Annotated in this window: 20 protein-coding genes; 12 read left to right on the top strand and 8 right to left on the bottom strand. The window is 61.2% G+C overall.

Annotated features, from left to right (window positions below; genetic code table 11):
• Nucleotides 1-30 precede the first annotated feature (30 nt).
• The 5 genes from Q1A71_RS17315 to ltnD form a co-directional block, all read right to left on the bottom strand.
• A complete protein-coding gene (locus Q1A71_RS17315) occupies nt 31-2,862 on the bottom strand; it encodes a GGDEF and EAL domain-containing protein (protein WP_299679213.1) in 2,832 nt (943 codons plus the stop codon).
• 189 nt (nt 2,863-3,051) lie between these two features.
• Entirely contained in the window at nt 3,052-3,816 is a 765-nt protein-coding gene (locus tag Q1A71_RS17310) for a TIM barrel protein (protein ID WP_299679211.1), read from the bottom strand.
• Nucleotides 3,816-4,466 carry an aldolase gene (locus Q1A71_RS17305; protein ID WP_299679208.1) on the bottom strand — a complete coding sequence of 217 codons (651 nt, stop codon included), beginning with the start codon at nt 4,464-4,466 and terminating at the stop codon, nt 3,816-3,818. Before Q1A71_RS17305 ends, Q1A71_RS17310 begins: the two co-directional genes overlap by 1 nt.
• Entirely contained in the window at nt 4,463-5,731 is a 1,269-nt protein-coding gene (gene otnK / locus Q1A71_RS17300) for a 3-oxo-tetronate kinase (RefSeq protein ID WP_299679205.1), read from the bottom strand. Before otnK ends, Q1A71_RS17305 begins: the two co-directional genes overlap by 4 nt.
• Nucleotides 5,732-5,762: 31 nt before the next feature.
• Nucleotides 5,763-6,656, bottom strand: a complete 894-nt coding sequence (gene ltnD / locus Q1A71_RS17295; RefSeq protein ID WP_299679202.1) for an L-threonate dehydrogenase — start codon at nt 6,654-6,656, stop codon at nt 5,763-5,765.
• Nucleotides 6,657-6,821: 165 nt separating this feature from the next.
• Here ltnD and Q1A71_RS17290 point away from each other — a divergent pair, with 165 nt between their 5' ends.
• The gene (locus tag Q1A71_RS17290; protein ID WP_299679199.1) at nt 6,822-7,631 is read left to right on the top strand and encodes an aspartate dehydrogenase; all 810 of its coding nucleotides are present in this window, start codon (nt 6,822-6,824) and stop codon (nt 7,629-7,631) included.
• On the opposite strand, the gene Q1A71_RS17285 is transcribed toward Q1A71_RS17290, so the two are convergent.
• Both Q1A71_RS17285 and Q1A71_RS17280 read right to left on the bottom strand, forming a co-directional pair.
• Entirely contained in the window at nt 7,624-8,670 is a 1,047-nt protein-coding gene (locus Q1A71_RS17285) for a Gfo/Idh/MocA family oxidoreductase (RefSeq protein ID WP_299679196.1), read from the bottom strand. The two genes, Q1A71_RS17290 and Q1A71_RS17285, sit on opposite strands and share 8 nt — an antisense overlap.
• On the bottom strand, nt 8,670-9,758 hold the full coding sequence (locus Q1A71_RS17280; protein ID WP_299679193.1) for an isocitrate/isopropylmalate family dehydrogenase: 1,089 nt from the start codon (nt 9,756-9,758) through the stop codon (nt 8,670-8,672). The genes Q1A71_RS17285 and Q1A71_RS17280 overlap by 1 nt, the downstream gene beginning before the upstream one ends.
• 102 nt (nt 9,759-9,860) lie before the next feature.
• Between Q1A71_RS17280 and Q1A71_RS17275 the strand changes: the two genes are divergently transcribed.
• From Q1A71_RS17275 to ureG, 11 genes are all read left to right on the top strand, one after another.
• Nucleotides 9,861-10,181, top strand: a complete 321-nt coding sequence (locus Q1A71_RS17275) for a putative quinol monooxygenase (RefSeq protein ID WP_299679190.1) — start codon at nt 9,861-9,863, stop codon at nt 10,179-10,181.
• Entirely contained in the window at nt 10,178-10,990 is an 813-nt protein-coding gene (locus Q1A71_RS17270; RefSeq protein ID WP_299679187.1) for an N-acyl homoserine lactonase family protein, read from the top strand. Before Q1A71_RS17275 ends, Q1A71_RS17270 begins: the two co-directional genes overlap by 4 nt.
• A gap of 147 nt (nt 10,991-11,137) precedes the next feature.
• Nucleotides 11,138-11,953: an urease accessory protein UreD gene (locus Q1A71_RS17265; protein ID WP_299679184.1), complete on the top strand. Its 816-nt coding sequence runs from the start codon at nt 11,138-11,140 to the stop codon at nt 11,951-11,953.
• Nucleotides 11,954-11,956: 3 nt separating this feature from the next.
• Nucleotides 11,957-12,259, top strand: a complete 303-nt coding sequence (locus Q1A71_RS17260) for an urease subunit gamma (RefSeq protein WP_299679181.1) — start codon at nt 11,957-11,959, stop codon at nt 12,257-12,259.
• 41 nt (nt 12,260-12,300) lie between these two features.
• Nucleotides 12,301-12,606 carry an urease subunit beta gene (locus Q1A71_RS17255; RefSeq protein ID WP_299679178.1) on the top strand — a complete coding sequence of 102 codons (306 nt, stop codon included), beginning with the start codon at nt 12,301-12,303 and terminating at the stop codon, nt 12,604-12,606.
• A gap of 27 nt (nt 12,607-12,633) precedes the next feature.
• Complete coding sequence (locus tag Q1A71_RS17250) at nt 12,634-13,455, top strand: cyclase family protein (protein WP_299679175.1); 822 nt, start codon at nt 12,634-12,636, stop codon at nt 13,453-13,455.
• Between the two features lie 433 nt (nt 13,456-13,888).
• The gene (gene ureC / locus Q1A71_RS17245) at nt 13,889-15,598 is read left to right on the top strand and encodes an urease subunit alpha (protein WP_299679172.1); all 1,710 of its coding nucleotides are present in this window, start codon (nt 13,889-13,891) and stop codon (nt 15,596-15,598) included.
• A 26-nt stretch (nt 15,599-15,624) separates the two neighbouring features.
• Nucleotides 15,625-16,200, top strand: coding sequence for a HEPN domain-containing protein (locus Q1A71_RS17240; RefSeq protein WP_299679169.1), 576 nt, complete (start codon nt 15,625-15,627; stop codon nt 16,198-16,200).
• A 130-nt stretch (nt 16,201-16,330) separates the two neighbouring features.
• On the top strand, nt 16,331-16,804 hold the full coding sequence (locus Q1A71_RS17235; RefSeq protein WP_299679166.1) for an urease accessory protein UreE: 474 nt from the start codon (nt 16,331-16,333) through the stop codon (nt 16,802-16,804).
• Nucleotides 16,749-17,435, top strand: coding sequence for an urease accessory UreF family protein (locus Q1A71_RS17230; RefSeq protein ID WP_366140290.1), 687 nt, complete (start codon nt 16,749-16,751; stop codon nt 17,433-17,435). The genes Q1A71_RS17235 and Q1A71_RS17230 overlap by 56 nt, the downstream gene beginning before the upstream one ends.
• A complete protein-coding gene (gene ureG, locus Q1A71_RS17225; RefSeq protein WP_299679163.1) occupies nt 17,432-18,055 on the top strand; it encodes an urease accessory protein UreG in 624 nt (207 codons plus the stop codon). Before Q1A71_RS17230 ends, ureG begins: the two co-directional genes overlap by 4 nt.
• 616 nt (nt 18,056-18,671) lie before the next feature.
• On the opposite strand, the gene Q1A71_RS17220 is transcribed toward ureG, so the two are convergent.
• Nucleotides 18,672-20,315 carry a hypothetical protein gene (locus Q1A71_RS17220; RefSeq protein WP_299679160.1) on the bottom strand — a complete coding sequence of 548 codons (1,644 nt, stop codon included), beginning with the start codon at nt 20,313-20,315 and terminating at the stop codon, nt 18,672-18,674.
• Nucleotides 20,316-20,403: the final 88 nt, after the last annotated feature.

The raw sequence follows: 20,403 nt of genomic DNA, 5'->3' as shown, positions 1-20,403 counted from the left end.
TCAACGCCAGCGGTTGGGCCAGCCTCATGATCAAGCCAGCATCAAACGGCCTTGGGTTGCGGCCAGCGTCGTCAGGAAAGCGTCAACCGCCTTGGCATCCATGGGCCTGGCCAGGCCATATCCCTGAAGATAGCAGCAGCCCATTTGCTGCAATATCGGCACATGCGCTGCTGTTTCGACACCCTCCGCCACCACCTGAATGTCGAGCATACGACCGATACCGATAATCGTCCGCACCAATTCCCGCTGCCTTTGCGACTTGACGATCGGTTGAATAAGCGTGCGGTCGATCTTCAGACGCTTGGGGGCGATCTGTAGCAAGCTGGCAATCGAGGCGTGCCCACTCCCAAAATCATCGATCTCGATATCGATGCCCATATCGCCGATAACTCTGAGGTTCTTGTCGATCACGTCGTTTCGGGCGTCCAGAAAAGCGGACTCCAGCAACTCAAACGACAGCATGCCACGCGGCAGATCAAGCTCCCGCAAGCGATCACCAAGGCTCGGATCGTTCAACCGATGCGCCGACACGTTGACCGAAATCGGCGGGACAGAGAAGCCGGCCCGGCGCCAACGGTCCATATCGTACAACGCCCGACGCAAAACCAGCTCGTCAAACTGGGCAAGCAGCCCCATGTCCTCAGCCGTCTGCAAGAATTCCTCCGGCATGATCAGACCGAACTTGCCGCTTTCCCATCTCACAAGCGCTTCGAGACCAGTTAGCTCGAGCGTCTGCGCGTCAAACTGAGGCTGGTAGTGACAGGTGATCTCGCCCTGATCGAACCCTGCGAGCAGCGCGTCGAACGAATTCTTGCGGCGGCGAGCCTCCTCTTTCATCGTCGCGCTGTAGAAACGATACCGGCCCCGCCCGGCCTTTTTAGCTTCATAAAGCGCAAGATCCGCGTCGATAAACAGGTTCTGATCTGGATTGACTGGCCCATTCGTCACGGCAATGCCGATACTTGTGCCAATATTACATTCTTGCGAGCCGTAGAAAAACGGGCGCGACATGTCGTCTATGATCTTTTGCGCAATCTCCTCCAAGACACCAACATCGGGGGCGTCAAACAGCAAGGCAACAAACTCATCCCCCCCCACGCGGGAGACCAAGGCGGCGTCAGGGGTGTTGCGGAGAAGGATATCGGCCGCGTGTTTGAGCGTGGCATCCCCCGCATCATGCCCCATGGTGTCATTGATCTGCTTGAAGTGATCGATATCAAAGTGAAGCACCGCAAGACGCCCACCCTCGTTGCTCTGGCTCTGGACATAATCGGTGTAGACATCGTCAAGCCGCCGCCGATTGGCCAACCCCGTCAACGCATCGTGACGGCTCTCATGTTCCAGACGGGCACGCGCCTCTTCAAGCTCCTGAGCGCGTATCTTGTCTTGGGTAATATCGAAATTCACTCCGTAGTAGCGCGGGCCGGTCTCCGTATCGTTCACGAACTTACCCCGGGTTCGGACATGCCGGACGCGCCCATCCGCGGTCAGCAGCCGGTAGTCGTGGGCCACATCTCTCCCCTCTCGCAGGCACTCTTCGGTGTAGTTGACTGCCGCCTCGCGATCATCGGGGTGGATGAACGTGCTCCAATCCTCGCCGGAACGAAGGTTCTGACCATCCGTAACACCAAACATCTTGAGGAGGCGATCGTCCCAGAATGCCTGGTTGGCGTTCACGTTGAACTCCCACCGGGCCATGCCTGCCGCCTCCATGGCCACGTCCAGTCGCTCCGCCATACGCTGGCTTTCGATTTCAACGGTTTTGATGTCTGTGATGTCGATGTCGGTTCCGATGATACGTGCAGGCAGGCCGTCCGCATCGCGCCGCACGATGCGACCTCGGCTGAGGAACCAAATCCAGTCGCCATTGCTGTGTCGCTGTCGGAATTTGTAGTTGATGATATCGGTTTCGCCCGCATCCAACCGGCGCAGTTCTTCGCAAATGTTAGGCAGATCCTGCGGGTGAATTGTTGTCAACCAGTCATCTGTCGTTTCCGGAACCGGATCCTCTTCTCCCAGCCCACGAAGGTCGCGCCAGGTCTTTGACAGAAAGTGGCGACCGCGCTCGAAATCATGATCCCACACGCCCTGATTTGCACTCAGCACGGCGGTCTTCCAGCGGCGCTCGCTTTCCGCAAGACTGGCGGCGGCACTGGGACCTTCCGCATAGGCTCGAACGTCGATCTCCGTTATCCTGATCCGGGTGGGCAACCCATCAGCGGACCAGTCGGTGACGGCCCCTGACCCGAAGACAGTCACCGTGTCTCCATCGCTCATCTTGATCCGGTAGGACAGACTCAACCGTACATCGACCGTGGACAGCAGCGCCGCCAACGCATTTTTGAGGCTCGTCCGGTCTTGTGGATGCACATGGCCCAGATAGTCGGACAATCCCGCCCCGGGCAGCGCGCCGAGCCCGTCCCTCTCTCCGCTCTCCTGGCGTATCGCTCCATCCTCGACACCAAAGGACCACGTTCTTTTCGGCAAATCGTCGGGGAAGGATTGCCACATCTGCATATCGTCATGGCGCTGTACCGAGTCCGCGCATTGGCAGAGATAAGCGTGAAGTTCACCATCGCGTCTCAATGCGGAGACCGAGAAGATATGCAGTCGGTCGTCGCATCGCAGTGGAACGATTGCAACATCCATAGGCGACTTGCCAGCGCGTATCTGGTCGAGATGAGCGACGATCGGGGCCATCCGCTCAGAGCACAGGAGCGTGCGCAGATTGACCTTTTCGCCGCCTGCCTTCGTGTCCAAATCAAAGAGGCTGCGGGCCATCTCGTTGGCAATCGTGATCGTAAGGTCAGGCGCCAAGAGGACAGCGGGCACCGCCAGTGCCTCGACCAGCGGTGTCGTCAAAGATTTTGCGTCTGAAGTCCCCTCCTGGCGCATCACATCCCTTTTTCCAAACCCGGTCGAAAGGTAGCGAATTGCGTTTAAGGTCCAGTTATCACATAAAAATCTATTCGATTTAGGGGCATTATATGCGACAGAGGTCAGGGCTCTCCCGCGTCAGTCATGGCGTGCGCTTGACGTCCCTGATTGCACTCATGCGCGACAGGTCGTCATCCACCCTAGCGAACGTTCTGTTTCACCGTCAGGCTTGTATTCCGCACCCAAAGGCGAGGTAAATCCGAGGCGCGCAATCTCAGCAAAGACGTGGGCGTAGTTCACCTCACCCCGGTCAGGCGGACCACGGTCCGGGACGCCCGCAAACTGAATATGTCCGATAACGGGCAAAAGCCGTTCCAACCGATGACTGAGATCTCCTTCCATGAGTTGCACGTGATAGCAGTCAAACATCAGCTTCAGATTGGGCGCGTCTACTTCATCGACGATCTGTTTGGCCTGATCGGTCGTCGATAGGAAATACCCGGGCGCATCATAATGGTTCAATGGCTCAATCAATATTGAAATCCCATGCCGCGCCGCCTCAGATGTTGCATAGCGCAGCGTTCCGATGAAGCAATTATGGGCGGCCATGCCTCGCGCAAATCCAGCCATCACGTGGATGTTTTCTGCCCCCACTGCGACCGCATAGTCCAAGGCTTCGTTAACAGCAGCACGCGCATCGTCCTCTCGGCCCACCAGCGCAGACAACCCGTTTTCGCCCGCCGGCACATCTCCGCGCCGCGTGTTCAGCCCCAGCATCGGCAAGCCGGTTTCCGCAAGCGCCTCGGCAACGTCAGCCGGTGGTACGTCGTAGGGCCAGTGACACTCCACAGCATCGAAGCCCGCGGCCTTCGCTGCATGGATTGCATCCGGCAAAGCCTTATCGTGCCAAAGAAATCCCAAATTGGCAGAGAACCGCATTATCCTTCCCATTCCACGTCAAAATGGCTGACAAGATCCATGATCTGCTCGGAGCTCAGCATGCGCGCATCCACTCCCCGCATCAACATGGCGAGGCGCGCGGTGTCTTCGAGCTCTTCTATGGCGTTGCAGGCCGCCTCCACATCCTTGCCAGCCACGACCGGACCGTGGTTGGCCAACATGACCGCCGAACGCTTTCCGGCCAGACCGCGCACCGCCTGTCCCATTGCAGGATCACCGGGTCGAAAGAACGGAAGCAATTTGACCCGACCCAGCTTCATGATCGCGTAAGGGGTCAGCGGAGGCAGGAAGTTGTCGGGATCAACCTCCGGCATCATCGACCACGCGACCGCATGGCAACTGTGCAAGTGCACAACTGCTCTCGCTGAACTGCGCGTGTCATAAAACGCAGCATGCAAGGGCATTTCCTTGGTTGGTGGATCACCGTCGATCAGGCGCCCTGCCGTGTCGAAATGGCTGAGGCGACCGGGGTCCAGTCTGCCGAAGCTGGTTCCCGTGGGCGAGACAAGAAGACCACCGTCCGCAGTGCGCGCGGAAATGTTGCCCGTGCTGCCTCCTGTCAGCCCCCGGTCAAACATCGACTTTGCCAGAAGGCAGATCTGTTCCCGCAGTGCTGTGTCACCCATCATGGCTGCTCCAACGCAGCGAGCGCCGTCGAAAAGAAGCCTTCGGAACCGAAGTTTCCGGATTTGAGGGCCAGAGCGATGGGATGCCCGGCGCTGGTGCAATAGGTCCAGGGGACGCCTGGCGCGATCTCTGCCCCGATGTCGAGCCGGGTGACCTCCAAGGCCTGGGTGACCGCACCCGAGGTTTCCCCGCCGGCGACCACGAACCGCCGGGCACCGCAGTCCCGCGCCACAATGGCGAGTTCCGCCAAAGCAGTCTCAACAATCTCGCCCGCCCGGCCCGACCCCAGCTCCGCTTGTGCGGCGCGCACATCCTCGGGCTCCGCCGTTGCATAGACCAATGGCGCGCGCTCCATCGACTGCTCCGAAAGCCAGGTTTTGGCCCCGGCAGTGCCGTTTTTTGCAAGATCCAACGGATTGAGCCGATAGTGCGGGCTCTGCTCGGCGTAGACCTTTACTTGAGCGCGCGTCATCGCCGAGCAGCTGCCGGAGAGCACGACCGCACCGCTGTCAACTTCGGGGTGCCCACTGGTCGACAGATCCTTCGACAGCAGCCCTTCTGCCGCATAGAGCGCCGGAAGCGGCATCGCCAATGCACTGCCTCCTGTGAGCAGCGGCATCGGTCGACAAGCAGCCGCGATCTGCTGCAAATCGGCATCGGCGACGGCATCGACCACCACATGCGCCACGCCCTTGTCCCGCAGCCCCTCCAGCGCCTCCCGGATCGCTTCTGCACCTCGCGCGACGGTCAGACGGTTGATCAAGCCGGTGGTGCCATTCACCTGCAGAGCCAGCAGGCGCATCAGGTTGCTGTCGCGCATCGGGGTCAGCGGATGGTCTTTCATCGGGCTTTCGGCCAAGGGTTGCTCGCCGACGAACAGATTGCCCATGAACACAGACCGCCCGTTCTCAGGAAAGGCCGGACAGTAGATCGTTTGCTGGGCGCCAAGATCGGACATGAGCGCTTCGGCCACCGGTCCGATGTTGCCCTCCGCCGTGCTGTCGAACGTGGAGCAATACTTCCAGAAGAAGCTCTGAGCCCCCGCAGCGCGCAGCCATTTCAGCGCTGCACGGCAGTCGGCAACCGCCTCCGAGACCGGGGCCGTGCGGCATTTCAAGGCAATCACTTCAAACGGTGCTGTGTCTGACGGTGGGCCGTCGGGCAAGCCGATGCGCAAGGATACAGGCATCCCACTGCGTGCCAAAAGGCCCGCCAGATCCGTCGCGCCGGTGAAGTCATCCGCGATACATCCCAAGACCGTTTTCATCGGCGCGCCCGTCTGTTCTGACCGTGCATCGCTACGCCTCGCCCGGCAGCGCCAGGCCGGCATTGCGCGCATAGACCTTTGCGACCGCGGCGTCGTCTTCGCCACCGAGCCCCTGACCGGCCGCAGCCACAAACTGTTGCAAAGCAACTGCCGTCAGAGGTGCGCTGAACTGTCCCGTCTTTGCGATATCGAGCACGATCCCAAGGTCCTTCAGCCAGATGTTCACGGCGCTATGCGGGGTGTAGTCTCCAGCCACGATATGGGGGGCGCGGTTCTCCAGCATCCAACTGGTGCCCGCGCATTTGCTGATCACTTCAACGAATGTCTCCGGCGCAACACCCTGGGTCATGCCGAAGGTGAGCGCTTCGGCCATGCTGGCGATATGCACCCCGGCAAGCAGCTGATTGACCGCCTTCATGGCGGAGCCCGCGCCAGCCTCGCCCAGTTCGAACACAGTCTCTGAAATAGCATCGAGCGTGGCACGCGCGGCCGAGAAGGCTTCTGCCGAGCCCGCGGCCATAATCGTCAGCTCTCCCGCCGCAGCCTTGACCGCGCCACCCGAGATTGGCGCATCGAGATAATGCACCCCATGGTCCGACGTACGCCGGGCCAGATCGCGCGCCACATCGGGCGCCACAGTCGCGCAAGACAAAATGACCGCGCCTGGTTTCAGCGCCGGAACGATGCCAGCTGGACCAAAGAGGACCTCCTCGGTCTGCGCCGCGTTCAGGACCACTACAATCACCGCATCGAGATATTCCGCCACCTCGGGAAGCGCACCGGGGCGTCCGCCTTCTGCAAGAAAAGCGCGACATCTGTCTTCGTTCACGTCGAAGCCATAGGTTTCGTGCCCTGCGCGCAGGGCCGATTGCGCGATGCCGTAGCCCATCGACCCGAGCCCGATAACAGCTGTCCTATGCGGCATGAATAGATCCCCCTATATCTCGCGCCGGTGTTCGAGCCCGGCTGGTCGTACTATGTGCTATATCTCGCTACAATCAAACGGGTTTTGCCCTAGAAGCTCCTGCGAGACGGGCGAATTGCGGTTGGAGGACAAGCCGCCCACCGCCTCACCGGGAAAGGAACAGACATGCATCTTGCGCTCATTGGGTATGGCAGTATTGGTCGGGCCATCGTGGCCTGGTTGGGGGCGCACCCAGTGTCAGACCTCACCCTGTTCGTCCGGTCTGCGGCGATCGGGAAGACCGTGAAAGATGAGGCGCTGGGGCGTGCTGCTGACACCGTGCAGATCACAGACGACCTAGGCACGCTCATCGCAGGCGCTCCGGATCTGGTCGTTGAGTGCGCTGGTCATAGCAGTGTGTCCACCCATTGCCCTGAGACGCTCGCCGCCGGTCTGGATACCGTGGTGATCTCGGTTGGCGCGCTGGCGGATCCGGCGCTTTACGCGGCGTTGGAGGGCGCGGCCAAGGCGAGCAGCGCGCATTTGATCCTGCCCGCGGGTGCCATCGGCGGCATTGATCTTCTGTCTGCGCTCGCGCTCGTAGACGAGCCGCACGTGTCCTATCGCGGTACCAAACCACCGGCGGCGTGGCGGGGCACAGCTGCGGAAGGGACATGTGATTTGTCTTACCTGAGTGCGCCCAAGACGTTCTTCGACGGATCGGCGCGAGAGGCCGCGCGGCTCTATCCCAAGAACGCGAATGTTGCGGCCACTTTGGCACTGGCCTGCGGCAGCTTTGACCGTGTGCGCGTCCAGTTGATCGCCGACCCCACTGCAACCGGCAATGCCCATCAATACGAGGTGCGCGCACAGGGGGGGACCTTCGCATTCCGAACCGACGCGGCTGCTTCATCCGGCAACGTCAAAACATCCGTGTCGACCGCTTACAGCCTGATCCGCGAGATCAATCGCAAGCGGGCAACTCTGGTCATCTGATCCGGGGTTGCCAAAGCTCGTCGAGCGCAATTTTCCGACCCGTTTCCGCAGAGCGATAGATGGCGTCCTTGATGCGGATAACCTCCAGATAATCCTGCGCTTCGTTTTCCAGTGGGGTGCCTTCGAGCAGGCCGCGCGCCACATGTCGCTGTAGGTGATAGACACAATCACCACCGAAACCATCCCAAGTGTCAGCGGGCAAGACAGGCTCGGGCTCAAATTGCCCATGGCCACGGAAGGTGACGCTGCCATCGCCCAGCAACGTCAGAACGCCGTCGGTCCCTTCGAAATGGGCGTCGCCCATGGTCCGGCGCTGGTTGTCGGCAGCGTGGTCGCAATGTCTGTTGCCGTCGAACAGCGTCCGCACGCCATGCGGATGATCAAAGAGAACAAAACCAGCATCCTCACCCTGAATCACGGGGTTTATCTGCCGTAGATCCGCATAGACCGCCGTCGGATTGCCGAAAAGGTAGCGGAACGTATCCACCCAATGCACACCGGTTTCATGCACAAGAAACCACGGCATCTGCTGGAAATAGGGCTGTCGGTCTAGATAGGCCTTGGGGCCCTGACCGTCGCCGGGCCGCAGACGAAACGTGCCCTGCAACGGGACGCCGATACGCCCCGCATCAATCTCCGACCTGATGGCACGATACCACGGCATAAAGCGAAAGTTCTCATGCACAATGAGACGCGCTCCGGCATGCTGCGCCAGAAGGGTCACCGCATTGGCCTCCTCGAGATCAACGCAGAACGGCTTCTGGCAGATGATGGTCTTTACGCCGCGATCCAGTGCCATCAGGATCGCGGAACGATGCGCCGGTGGCGGCAGAATGATATCGAGGATGTCAGGGCATCCGGCATCGAGCATACTCTCCAGATCGGCAAAGGCCGGCACACCGGTTGCCTCGGCGCGCGCGATTTGCTGATCCGCCGCGCCGATACAGACAGCTTCGGGGATGCGCGCCCAGGCGCCGTAATGAAACTGGCTGAAGTAGCCCGCGCCAAGGCAGGCGACCGTCAGTTGCGTGGCCCCCATCAGATCGCGGCGATGGCGGCCGAGACCGCCCGCGCCGCCTGCTCGGTTGTTGCCGTACCGCCCAGATCACCAGTCAAGACAGAACCCTCCGCAATGACCGCTTCGGTTGCCTGACGCAACAGCACGCCGTCCGACTTCAGCGCCGCGTTGCTATGTCGTCTCCCGAGCCATTCCAGCATCATGGCACCGGAGAGGATCATGGCAAAGGGGTTTGCGATGCCCTGCCCCGCGATATCAGGCGCCGATCCGTGGCAGGGTTGGAAAACCGCATGGTCGAGCCCGATGTCCGCAGAAGGCGCAACTCCCAAGCCACCCATCAGGCCGGCACCCAGATCGGAGAGGATATCACCAAACATGTTTTCGGTGACGAGGACATCGAAGTCCCACGGTTTCTGGACGAACCAAAGCGCTGTTGCATCGACATAAGCGTGATCCGAGGTCAGGTCCGGGTGCTTGGCTGCTTCGGCGTCAAAGAGCTCTCTGAAGAAGGCGAACGCGCGGAAGACATTGGCCTTGTCGACACAGGTCACGTGGCCCCGTCCCTGGCCTGAGGCTTTGCGCTCGCGCGCCAGATCGAAGGCGAAGTCAAACAGAAGCTCGGATGTTTTCCGGGTGATAAGAAGCGTCTCCCGGGCCTCATTCCGCGTGACCTCCCCGCACCCCTGGGTATGGAAGAGCCCCTCGGTGCTTTCCCGGATCAGTACAAAATCGACGGACGTCTCCGGCGGCAGCTTGAGTGGTGTTTTCTGACCGGGGAATATGCGGACCGGCCGGACACCGGCAAAGAGATGCAGCACTTTGCGGAGATCGATTTGCGGAGAAATCTCCGTCCCGTCCGGGTATCGGACCGACGGGAGCCCCATGGCCGACAGCAGGATCGCATCCGCGGCCCGCGCGGCCTGCATAGACGCTTCGGGCAGCGATTGGCCCGTCTCCGCATAGTGCGACGCGCCAGCGGCGCAGTCCCGAAACGTCAGATGATAGCCGCTCTGCTGCGACAGTCGCCGCAGCAGCTCCACCGTTGGTCGGGTGATTTCCGGCCCAATGCCGTCCCCGTGAAAGACCGCAATGTCAAAGGTGTCCTTCATTGATTTTTGCGCCCCTTCGTGATTGCTCGAAGACATGGACTGCCCACGTCTTTGGGCGTGACATATCTTAGCGGGATAACGTATACATTAACGCATGCGTAAATGACCAAAATAGCAGTTGCAAGGGTGGATATGTTCGCAGTCGTCGTCACGTTTCAAATCAAACCGGAGGCACACACGGCATTTATGTCGCTCATGTCGGAAAATGCACGAGCCTCTCTGACCAAGGAACCGGGATGTCACCAGTTCGATATTGCGACTGATCCGGCCCGTCCGACGGAAGTCTGTCTCTATGAACTCTACAGTGACGCAAAGGCCTTTGACGCGCATCTCGCCAGCGCGCATTTTAAGGCCTTTGATACTGCGACCGTGGACATGATCGCCGAGAAATCGGTGAAGACCTATGCGGAGGTTCTGCAATGAGCGACTGGGAGGTGTTTGCCGTCAAATACGCCGAACGGAACGCGCGGACCCGACGAGACAGCTTCATCTTCGACGACAACCACGACGCACCGCATCACATGGACTACTTCATGTGGGTCTTGCGGCGCGGCTCGGAGGTCATTCTTGTCGACACGGGCTATGACGCAGAAGAAGCACGCCTGCGGGACCGCCCGATCCGGCAGGATCCCGCGGCATCACTCGCACCGCTGGGGCTGCAACCGGCGGATATTGCTGCAGTGATCGTCACCCATCTGCACTACGACCACGCCGGCGGTCTTCACCTCTTTCCGAATGCCACCTTGCACATGCAGGCCGCCGAGATGGCCTATGCCACCGGACCCTGCATGTGCCACGACACACTGCGGATGCCCTTCACGGCTGGCCATATCTGTGAGGCCGTACGCCGTCTTTACGCAGGACAGGTCGTCTTCCACGATGGCGATGCGGAGGTCGCCGAGGGCGTCACGGTCCATTGCATTGGCGGTCACAGCCGCGGGTTGCAGGCGGTCCGCGTGCGCACAGCAGCGGGTTGGCTGGTGCTGGCCTCGGATGCCGCGCACTATTACGAGAACGTCTTTTCCCGCAAACCCTTTCCAATTGTTGTGGATCTGCAGAACATGCTGGACGGCTTCGACCGGTTGGAAGCGCTGGCCTCGCGGAGGGCACTGATCGTGCCCGGTCACGATCCGCTGGTGACCAAGGCCTATCCGCAGGCGATCGCAGGCCACATCTGGAGGCTTGATCATGGGCCACGGGATACCAGGCTCATCGAAGGTGTAACGTCCTGAGCGAATTGTGTGCTCAGCCCACTGCCTATTATTCCAGCGCAAATGCGCGCCGGAGAGGCATCACGCGCCTGCGCTCTGGTCAAATGCCGGAACTCATGTGACATTAATCTCTGAGTAGGGCGGACCGGGGACTGTGACGACGTGCTGATGCAAGCTGCGACATTGCTGGATCAGCCGCGCGCCATCGGCTCCGCAACGGTCAGCAGCAAATGCCGTCAGGGCCGGTCCTGCATCGACACATTGCATCAAGCCGGTGCGCTGAAGCTGGTCTTTCCACGCAACGCATGTGACGTCGAGGGCGTCCTGATCAACACCGCCGGGGGGATGACCGGAGGGGATCGGTTCGATATTGCCGCCACTGCTGGTGAGGGCTCAAACCTGACGCTCACAACCCAAGCCGCCGAGCGTGCCTATCGCGCGCAGTCGAAACAGATCGGACGCATCCGGACGCGGCTGAGCGTAGAAAGCGGCGCACAACTCCACTGGCTCCCCCAAGAGACCATTCTTTACGAAGGCTCGGCCCTGTCCCGCCGACTGGATGTCGACATGGCGGCGGACAGCCGCTTTCTGATGGTCGAGCCGGTGATCTTCGGACGCCGGGCCATGGGCGAACAGCTCCGCAGCGCGATGTTTCGCGACCGCATAGATGTGCGGCGAGACGGGCTGCTGATCTATCGCGACGGGGTCCTGCTTGAAGGTGATATCGAAGCCAAGCTGGACCGACCGGCAATCGGTGCAGGGGCACGGGCGATGGCCAATCTGGTGCTGGTTGCGCCCGAGGCCGAAGGGATGCTGCCTGCGGTTCGCCAGTTTCTGGGGCCTGCCGGAGGTGCGAGCCTGCTGCAGCCCGACCTGCTGGTGGCGCGGTGTCTCGCACCCGATGGCTTCGAATTGCGCAAGCGGCTTGTGCCGCTGCTCGACCGCCTGACACACAATAGATTACCAATGAGCTGGAGACTTTGACCCATGCAGCTGACCCCTCGCGAAAAAGACAAGCTACTGGTCGCGATGGCCGCGGAGGTGGCCCGCAAGCGACTGGCGCGCGGTGTGAAACTGAACCACCCGGAAGCGATTGCGCTGATCACCGATGCGGTGGTGGAGGGCGCGCGCGACGGCCGGTCCGTCGCTGATATGATGCAGGCGGGAGCAGAGGTGATCACCCGCGATCAATGCATGGAGGGCGTGCCGGACATGATTCACGATGTGCAGGTCGAGGCCACGTTTCCGGACGGAACAAAGCTCGTCACGGTGCACAATCCGATCCGGTAGAATTTGAGTATTTTTGGAAGAATGAAGCAGAGGATGCGCATATGATCCCCGGGGAAGTCATGACCGCCAGCGGTGAGATCGTTTTGAACGAGGGGGCTGAAGCCATCACGCTGATGGTTGCGAATACGGGCGACCGGCCCGTCCAGGTGGGCAGCCATTATCATTTTGCCGAAAGCAACGCGGCGCTGGAGTTCGACCGCGGCGCAGCGCGCGGATGCCGATTGGATATCGCGGCGGGTACGGCGGTGCGGTTCGAGCCGGGTCAGCGCCGCGAGGTGCAGTTGATCCCGCTCCGCGGTGCGCGCCGTGTTTTTGGGTTCAATCAGCAGATCATGGGTGATCTTTGAGCGCCCAACAACGGAGGAGGAAAGATCATGTGTGATATCTGTGTAATAAACTCTGTGAAGCAGCGGATGCTGTCGCGGCGCGACTTCTTCAAGACGTCCGCGGCTGTTGGCGCGACTGCAGCGGTCGGAGCTGTGGCCTCGGCGCCGCCTACTCTTGCAGCGGGCCATGGAGGGGTCATCGACATGACCCATAAGCTCAGCCCTGAGTTTCCGACGTTTTTTGGGGTGCCCGGCATTTCGATGGAGCAGCAGTTCAACTTTGCCGAACACGGCTTCAACCTGATGAACCTCAGCATCAACGAACACACGGCAACGCATATCGACGCGCCATTGCACTTTTCGGCCGATGGCACGTCGGTGGACGAGATCCCTGTGGGAAATCTGGTCGTCCCGCTTTGTGTGATCGACATTGCGGCCCGCGCGGAGGGAGACCCGGATGCGCAGGTCACCCCGGATGACCTCAACGCCTGGATCTCCGAACACGGTGACATTCCCGACCGCGCCTGCGTGGCCATGCACTCCGGTTGGGCTTCAAAAACAGATGGACCGAACTACGTCGGCAACGACGCCGATGGCGTGAAACACTTTCCCGGCTTTCATATCGAGGCCACGCAGATGCTGCTGGAAGAGACTACCGCGGCCGCAATGGCCGTGGATACGCTGTCGCTCGACCACGGGCCATCGGCGGATTTCGCGACGCATAATGCCTGGTTGCCCTCGGGCCGCTACGGGATCGAGAACCTTGCCGGGCTGGGAGATGTGCCAGCTGCGGGAGCGACGCTAGTGGTCGGCGCGCCGAACCACGTAGGCGGCACCGGCGGACCCGCCCGCATCTTCGCGATGGTGTGAGGATTGGTCGAGGTGGGAACTAAGGAAGCCGGGCAGCCCCCACCCGCGGGCACGGGGCTGAAAGCTTCCGCCCGTCAAACCGCAGGTTTGCCTTTGGCAAAACGGGGCGGTCGGGGGCTGCCCTGCGGGTTTCGCCGGGCGGGACACTCACCACCAGCCCCGGTACTGGCCCAAAATAGTCAGAATGAAAATTGTGTATCCGATAGCCTGAAGCCAGAAAGACGTGTGCGACATATTGCTGGGCCTGCATTCGTAGATTTTCCTATCGGTCGCAGAGTAACGAGAACTGCTCCAGTTTTACATATATTCATGCGCCAGGTGACGCGGAGTCCTCCGCGTGCCGACGAACAAGACGTTGTTCCAGAACAGAAGAAAAATCTTTGTTACCTGCACCGATGAATAACACGCACCTTGAAACGATTGGAGGTTTTTGATGGCAACTTCGATCCCCCGCTCCAGCTATGCCGCGATGTTCGGCCCCACCACGGGCGACAAGGTGCGGCTGGCCGATACCGATCTGATCATCGAGGTGGAGCGCGACCACACGATCTATGGCGAGGAGGTCAAGTTCGGCGGCGGCAAGGTGATCCGAGACGGGATGGGGCAGTCTCAGGTCACGCGGGCGGGAGGCGCCGTCGATACGGTGATCACCAATGCGCTGATCGTGGACCATACCGGCATCTACAAGGCGGATGTGGGGCTGAAAGACGGGCGCATCCACAAGATCGGCAAGGCGGGCAACCCCGATACGCAGCCCGGCGTGGATATCATCGTCGGCCCGGGCACAGAAGCCATTGCAGGCGAAGGAAAGATCCTGACAGCGGGGGCCTTTGACAGCCACATTCACTTCATCTGCCCCCAGCAGATCGAGGATGCGCTGCACTCGGGTGTAACTACGATGCTCGGTGGCGGCACCGGCCCTGCCCATGGCACGCTGGCGACCACCTGCACCCCCGGACCCTGGCACATTGGGCGGATGCTGCAGAGCGTGGACCATTTCGCCATGAACATCGGCGTGTCGGGCAAGGGCAACGCCAGCCAGCCCGAAGCGATTGTCGAGATGGTTGAGGGCGGCGCCTGTGCGCTGAAGCTGCATGAGGATTGGGGCACGACGCCCGGTGCCATCGACTGCTGTCTCTCTGTCGCGGACGACATGGACGTGCAGGTGATGATCCACACCGATACGCTGAACGAGAGCGGTTTTGTGGAGAACACCGTGGCCGCGATCAAAGGTCGGACGATTCACGCGTTCCACACCGAAGGCGCAGGCGGCGGGCACGCGCCGGATATCATCAAGATTTGCGGCGAGCCGCATGTGATCCCCTCCTCGACCAACCCGACGCGGCCTTTCACGGTGAACACGCTGGAAGAGCATCTGGACATGCTCATGGTCTGTCACCACCTCGACAAGTCGATCCCCGAGGACGTGGCCTTTGCCGAAAGCCGCATCCGGCGCGAGACCATCGCCGCCGAGGATATCCTGCACGACATGGGCGCGTTCTCTATCATCGCGAGTGATAGCCAGGCCATGGGGCGCGTGGGCGAGGTGCTGATCCGCACCTGGCAAACCGCTGATAAGATGAAGAAACAGCGCGGACGGCTGGCGGAAGAGACCGGTGAGAACGACAATGTGCGCGTGCGGCGGTACATCGCGAAATACACCATTAATCCTGCGATTGCGCATGGGATTTCTCATGAAATCGGCTCCATCGAAGAAGGCAAACGCGCGGATCTCGCGCTGTGGAACACCGCGTTCTTCGGCGTGAAGCCCGAGATGGTGCTGATGGCAGGCACGATTGTCTGCGCCCAGATGGGAGACCCGAATGCCTCGATCCCAACGCCGCAGCCGGTCTATACCCGGCCCATGTTCGGCAGCTTCGGCCGCTCGGTCGAGCACTCTGCGGTGACCTTTGTGAGTGCAGCGGCGCAGGCGGCGGGGCTGCGTGATCAGTTGGGACTGCGCAAGCAGACAGTGGCCGTTGAGAAGACGCGCGACATTGGCAAGAAAGACCTGATCCTGAACGATGCCTTGCCCCAGATCGAGGTAAACCCGGAGACCTATGAGGTGCGCGCCGATGGTGAATTGCTGACCTGCCAGCCGGCAGAGGTGCTGCCGATGGCGCAGCGGTATTTTATGTTTTGAGGAAGCAAACTGAAGCGGATCTCTACGTGCGCGAAGCGAAAGCATACCTGAAGAGCGCGCGGAGTGTACACGCCAATGCACGTGAAGAGGCAGTTGATTTTGCGAATTGGACAACCCGCAATCCTATGTTCTTTCTGCTGCTACACGCGACTGAGCTCGCTGCAAAGGCATGTCTTTTTGCACGCGGTGAAAAGCCCGGCCGCTCGCACGACATTGTCGAGTTGATCCGCCTCGTCGGCCAAGATGGAAAACGAGGCTGCGTGAGAGAGGCATATCGCGACGTGCCGACACTCCGCCGCCAGACCCTCGAACACAAATGGGCGGAGAATGACTCCGAATTCGCTAAGGCGGCACTGAAGATTGAGATTGAAGCCATAGACAAGCAAACTGTCGGGCTTGCGAAGACACTCAAAGTTTTTGGAGCCTTGGGTCAGTCTAAGATGACAAAGCTTGAATTTGGCAAGGAAGTTGAGAATTGGTGGCACGCTCTGCGCTATCCAAGACTAGGTGGCACAACTTCCTACCCCGATTTCGACGAGTGCGCGGTGATTTGCCAAGCCCTTGTGAAACGAGCTGAAGCGGAGATCGAAAAGGATAGATGATGAAACCAAATAGCCTAGTCTAGAAGCAATAGTTCGCCTGGCGACACGCCGGGCAGCCCCCCGACCGCCCCCCATGGGCGGGGGCTTTGCTCCAACCCGCGGCCGGGGATCGCCCTTGAGACAACACCCGATGCTGACAGCCCAACACCTCATTCATACACATGATGCAGACGATCACATCACGCTCGACTACGACGCGCGGTTTCTGCGGCGCAAGGTGCTGACCACCGACAGCGGCACGCAGGTTCTGGTGGACCTGCCGCAGACCACATCGCTCAACGTCGGCGACGCGCTCAAGGCAACCGACGGCACGGTGATTGGCATCCGCGCCGCAGTTGAGCCGCTTCTGGAGATCACCGGCACTGACCTGCACCGCATCGCGTGGCACATCGGCAACCGCCACACCCCCTGCCAGATCGAACCCACGCGCCTGCTCATTCAGCAAAACCACGTGATGGCACAGATGCTGGCGCAACTGGGCGCGCATGTGCATGAGGTGGTGGAGCCCTTCACACCGGAAGGCGGCGCCTACGGTCATGGGCGTACCCATGGCCACGACCACTCCGCGCAACACGGGCCCGAGCATCACGATCATGAGCACTGATGCGGTCCTGACCCTGACGCAATGGCTGTCGCCCGGCTTCCCTGTCGGCGCCTTCGCATATTCCCACGGGCTCGAAACAGAGATCACCGCTGGCCGGATAAACAGCGCTCAGACGCTTGAGGAGTGGCTGCGAGATATCATCGCCTTCGGTGGAGGGCGCGCGGATGTTGTCATACTTTCAGAGGCTTACGGGGCAGAACAATCCGAGCTCTCCGCGGTGGAGCACACCGCGCGTGCCTTTGCTGCAAGCGCGGAAAGACTGTTGGAGACAGAGCAACAGGGAGACGCCTTCGCCCGTACCGTCGATGCGATCTGGGACACGGATCTGGGCGCCCTGACCTATCCCGTTGCGGTGGCGCGCGCGGCAAAAGCTCAGGACATTCCGCTCGACCTCACGGCGCGAATGTATCTGCACGCCTTCGCTGCCAATCTGATCTCCGCTGCGGTGCGGCTTGTCCCGCTCGGCCAGACCGCGGGGCAGGCGCTGCTGGCCGATCTGGCCCCCCTGATCCGGGACACGGCATCCTGCGCAGTCGAGACGCCTCTGGACGCGCTCGCCTCCTCGTGTTTCGCTGCCGATATCGCAGCGATGCAGCATGAAACCCTCTATTCAAAGGTCTTTCGCACATGAGTCTGAACGGTCCTCTTCGCATTGGCATCGGCGGCCCCGTGGGCGCCGGGAAAACCACCCTCACGGCCTGCCTGGCACGGGCGCTGAGCGCGCGCCATTCCATCGGGGTGATCACAAATGACATCTACACCCAGGAAGACGCGGATGCGCTGACCCGCATGCAGGTGCTGCCCCGAGATCGAATTATCGGTGTGGAAACAGGAGGTTGCCCCCATACGGCAATCCGTGAGGATGCCTCGATCAACCTTGCCGCCGTAGCCGAGATGCAGAGGCGTCACCCGGATGTGGAGGCTATTCTGATCGAGAGCGGCGGTGACAATCTGAGCGCCACCTTCTCGCCCGAACTGGCCGATGTCACGCTCTACGTCATTGATGTTGCCGCGGGCGAAGAGATCCCTCGCAAAGGTGGCCCTGCGATCACCCGGTCGGACATTCTGATCATCAACAAGACCGACCTCGCCCCCCATGTGGGTGCGTCACTGGAGGTGATGCAGCGAGACGCGGAACGGATGCGCGCGGGCCGCCCTTTTGTCTTTGCGGCGCTGCGCCATGGGCAGGGTGTTGATGAGATCATCGACATCCTCCGCGCAGTGTCAGGGCTTGGGCTGGTCGAGGCTTGACCGGAATCAGCCGCCGGGCTCTGGCGGTTCGTTCCCGCGTAAAGCGTTGGAAAAGCGCACTTTCGTGAAGCGCTTGCGCCGCTGAATTCACTGCGGGGTGGAGTCGGGAACCGATCTTGTATCGGCAGGGCTTGCCAGGTGTGGCGGTGTCGATATGGGCGCCCGCTCGATCAGGTATCTCGGTCCTTGAGGTGACAACCTGCGCGGTCTGTCCGACTGGCAGAAGCCGTATTGGACCACTCGGTGCTGTGCCCTGGGGCCGCTTGCACAACGTGCACGACCCCTGCCAGTCGATGATGGTGACCGGGCTGCACATATCTCGCGGGAGTGGCGCCCTTGCCCGGGGCTGTGGACTTCATGATCCGCGCCAGTCGCGATCTGCCGCATGCCGCACATTCTCCGGTTATCGCAATCCGACCACAGCGTGCGCGCAACACCCTGAACCGCGCTGCGACATCAGGTTGGCGAAGGGCGCTTTGGGCCTGTCAGTATGGGCGAAATCGCATGTCGGTATTGCGTCGGTATCACGTCGGTATTTTGTCGGTGCGCGCGTCGGTTTTTCCCAACCAGACCCCGAAAATGGGCTGTTCGTGACCGCGCGGTTAAGGCAGCGCGCTCAGGCGGCGGAGGCGCTGCTGCGGCAGAAACAGGAGGCGCGGATCGGCACGGTGGCGCGGGCCAGGGCTGGGTCGAGCTGCAGCTTGATGTGCCGGGCCTCCGCCAGCGCCCCGCGCTGCACCAGGCATTCGTGCAGCCCGTGCAGCGACCAGACATTGCGCGGATGCTGGCAGGCGCGGGCCAGCGTCTCATCAAGGCCGAGATCGGCGCGGTAAACTGCCTCTGCCTCGTCGAATGCGCGCTGCTCCATCAGCAGCGCGCCGAGCGCGTGGCGGGTCGGCTGCATCCAGCCCCAGGGCTCGTCATAGAGCAGCGCATCATCGAGCGCGACCGAGCGGCGCAGATGCGCTATCCCGCTGTCTGTGTCGCCGGATTTGAAGGCCAGCTCGCCCTCCATCATCGCTTCACCTACTGCAAGAACATCGCTCGCGAAGTTATTGAAAACCATCCGTGTTTCCTGAACGGCCTTCAACGCTTCATCGGCGAGGAGGCGTTCTTTTTGCGCGTCGTCGATCTGCCCCAGATTGGCCAGCGCGATGACCCGGGCCTGGCGCATCGCGCAGGTGGTGTAGCTGTACAGCTCCGCATCCTCCGGCAGGGGTTCGTCGAGGATCTCCTGCCACAGGCCGAAGCGCACCATCACGTGGATCTTCTTGCCCCAGAAGCTCTCGAAAAGGTCGGGCAGATACCGCACCACCGGATCAGGCAGCATCTCGACCAGGCGATCCGCTGCGGCGAGCGCCACCTCCGGCTGGCCCAGGAACATCGCGCCGTAGGCCTCGAAATGCACGTTGTGGATGCGGTAGACGGTGTAGAAATTCTGAGCCCCAGCAAGGGCTTCATATTTGCGGTCGACCTGCGCAGCCCGGCGGTTGCGCCAGATCACATTCTGATAGTCGCCGCAGAGCACGTCGATATGAGTGGCCATATGCACCAGATGGCCGGAGTCGGGCACCAGATCGACCAGCCGGTCGCCGTGGCGCAGCGCCTTCTCGGGGACGGGCGACATCTCCATCAGATGGATGTACATGTGCAGCAAGCCCGGATGATCCCAGGCACCGGGCAACGTGTCGAAGGCGGTCTCGAGCGCAGCTTGCGCTTCGAGCGTCGAGGCGCCCTCGGCGGGCTGGCCCGAGGGCAGGTCCCACAGGAGCCAGGGCGTGCGGTTCATCAGGGCTTCGGCGAAGAGGCAGATCACGTCGAGATCGCGCGGGTGATCCGCATAGACCCGGCGCATCGCATCCGAGAAAGCATCATTCCAGGGCGCATAGTCCTCGATCTCGGGATCGTCGGGGAACCGGTCGGCCAGCGCGTCGATCAGCGCGGCCTCAACCGGGGTGAGTTTGGGCTTCAGGGCCTGCGCTTCGGCCAGCGCCGCATGGGCTTGCGCGAGCGTTGACACGCGCTCTTCAGCGGTGAAAAACTCCCATGGTTTGTTGTAGTTGGGACCCACGGCATAGGCGATGCCCCAGTGGGCGAAGCCACAGCCCGGATCGGCAGTGACGGCCTGGGCAAAGCACTCTGCCGCCGCCTCATGGTTGTAGCCGAAGAGCCAGACCATACCGGCGTTGACCTGAGCCTGCGCGGCCTCCGAGGTGGTGGTCACTGCGCGGGTGTAGCTGCCGAGGTCGAAGCCGTGCATGTTTGTGTCTCCTCAGAACTCCACCACAGCCCTGATGGATTTGCCCTCGTGCATCAGCTCAAAGCCGTGGTTGATCTCGTCCAAGGTG

The sequence above is a fragment of the uncultured Roseobacter sp. genome (genome assembly GCF_947493125.1).
Taxonomy (GTDB): domain Bacteria; phylum Pseudomonadota; class Alphaproteobacteria; order Rhodobacterales; family Rhodobacteraceae; genus Roseobacter.
The sequence above is the reverse complement of the archived record's forward strand: the minus strand, read 5'-3'. Positions and strand labels throughout refer to the sequence as shown.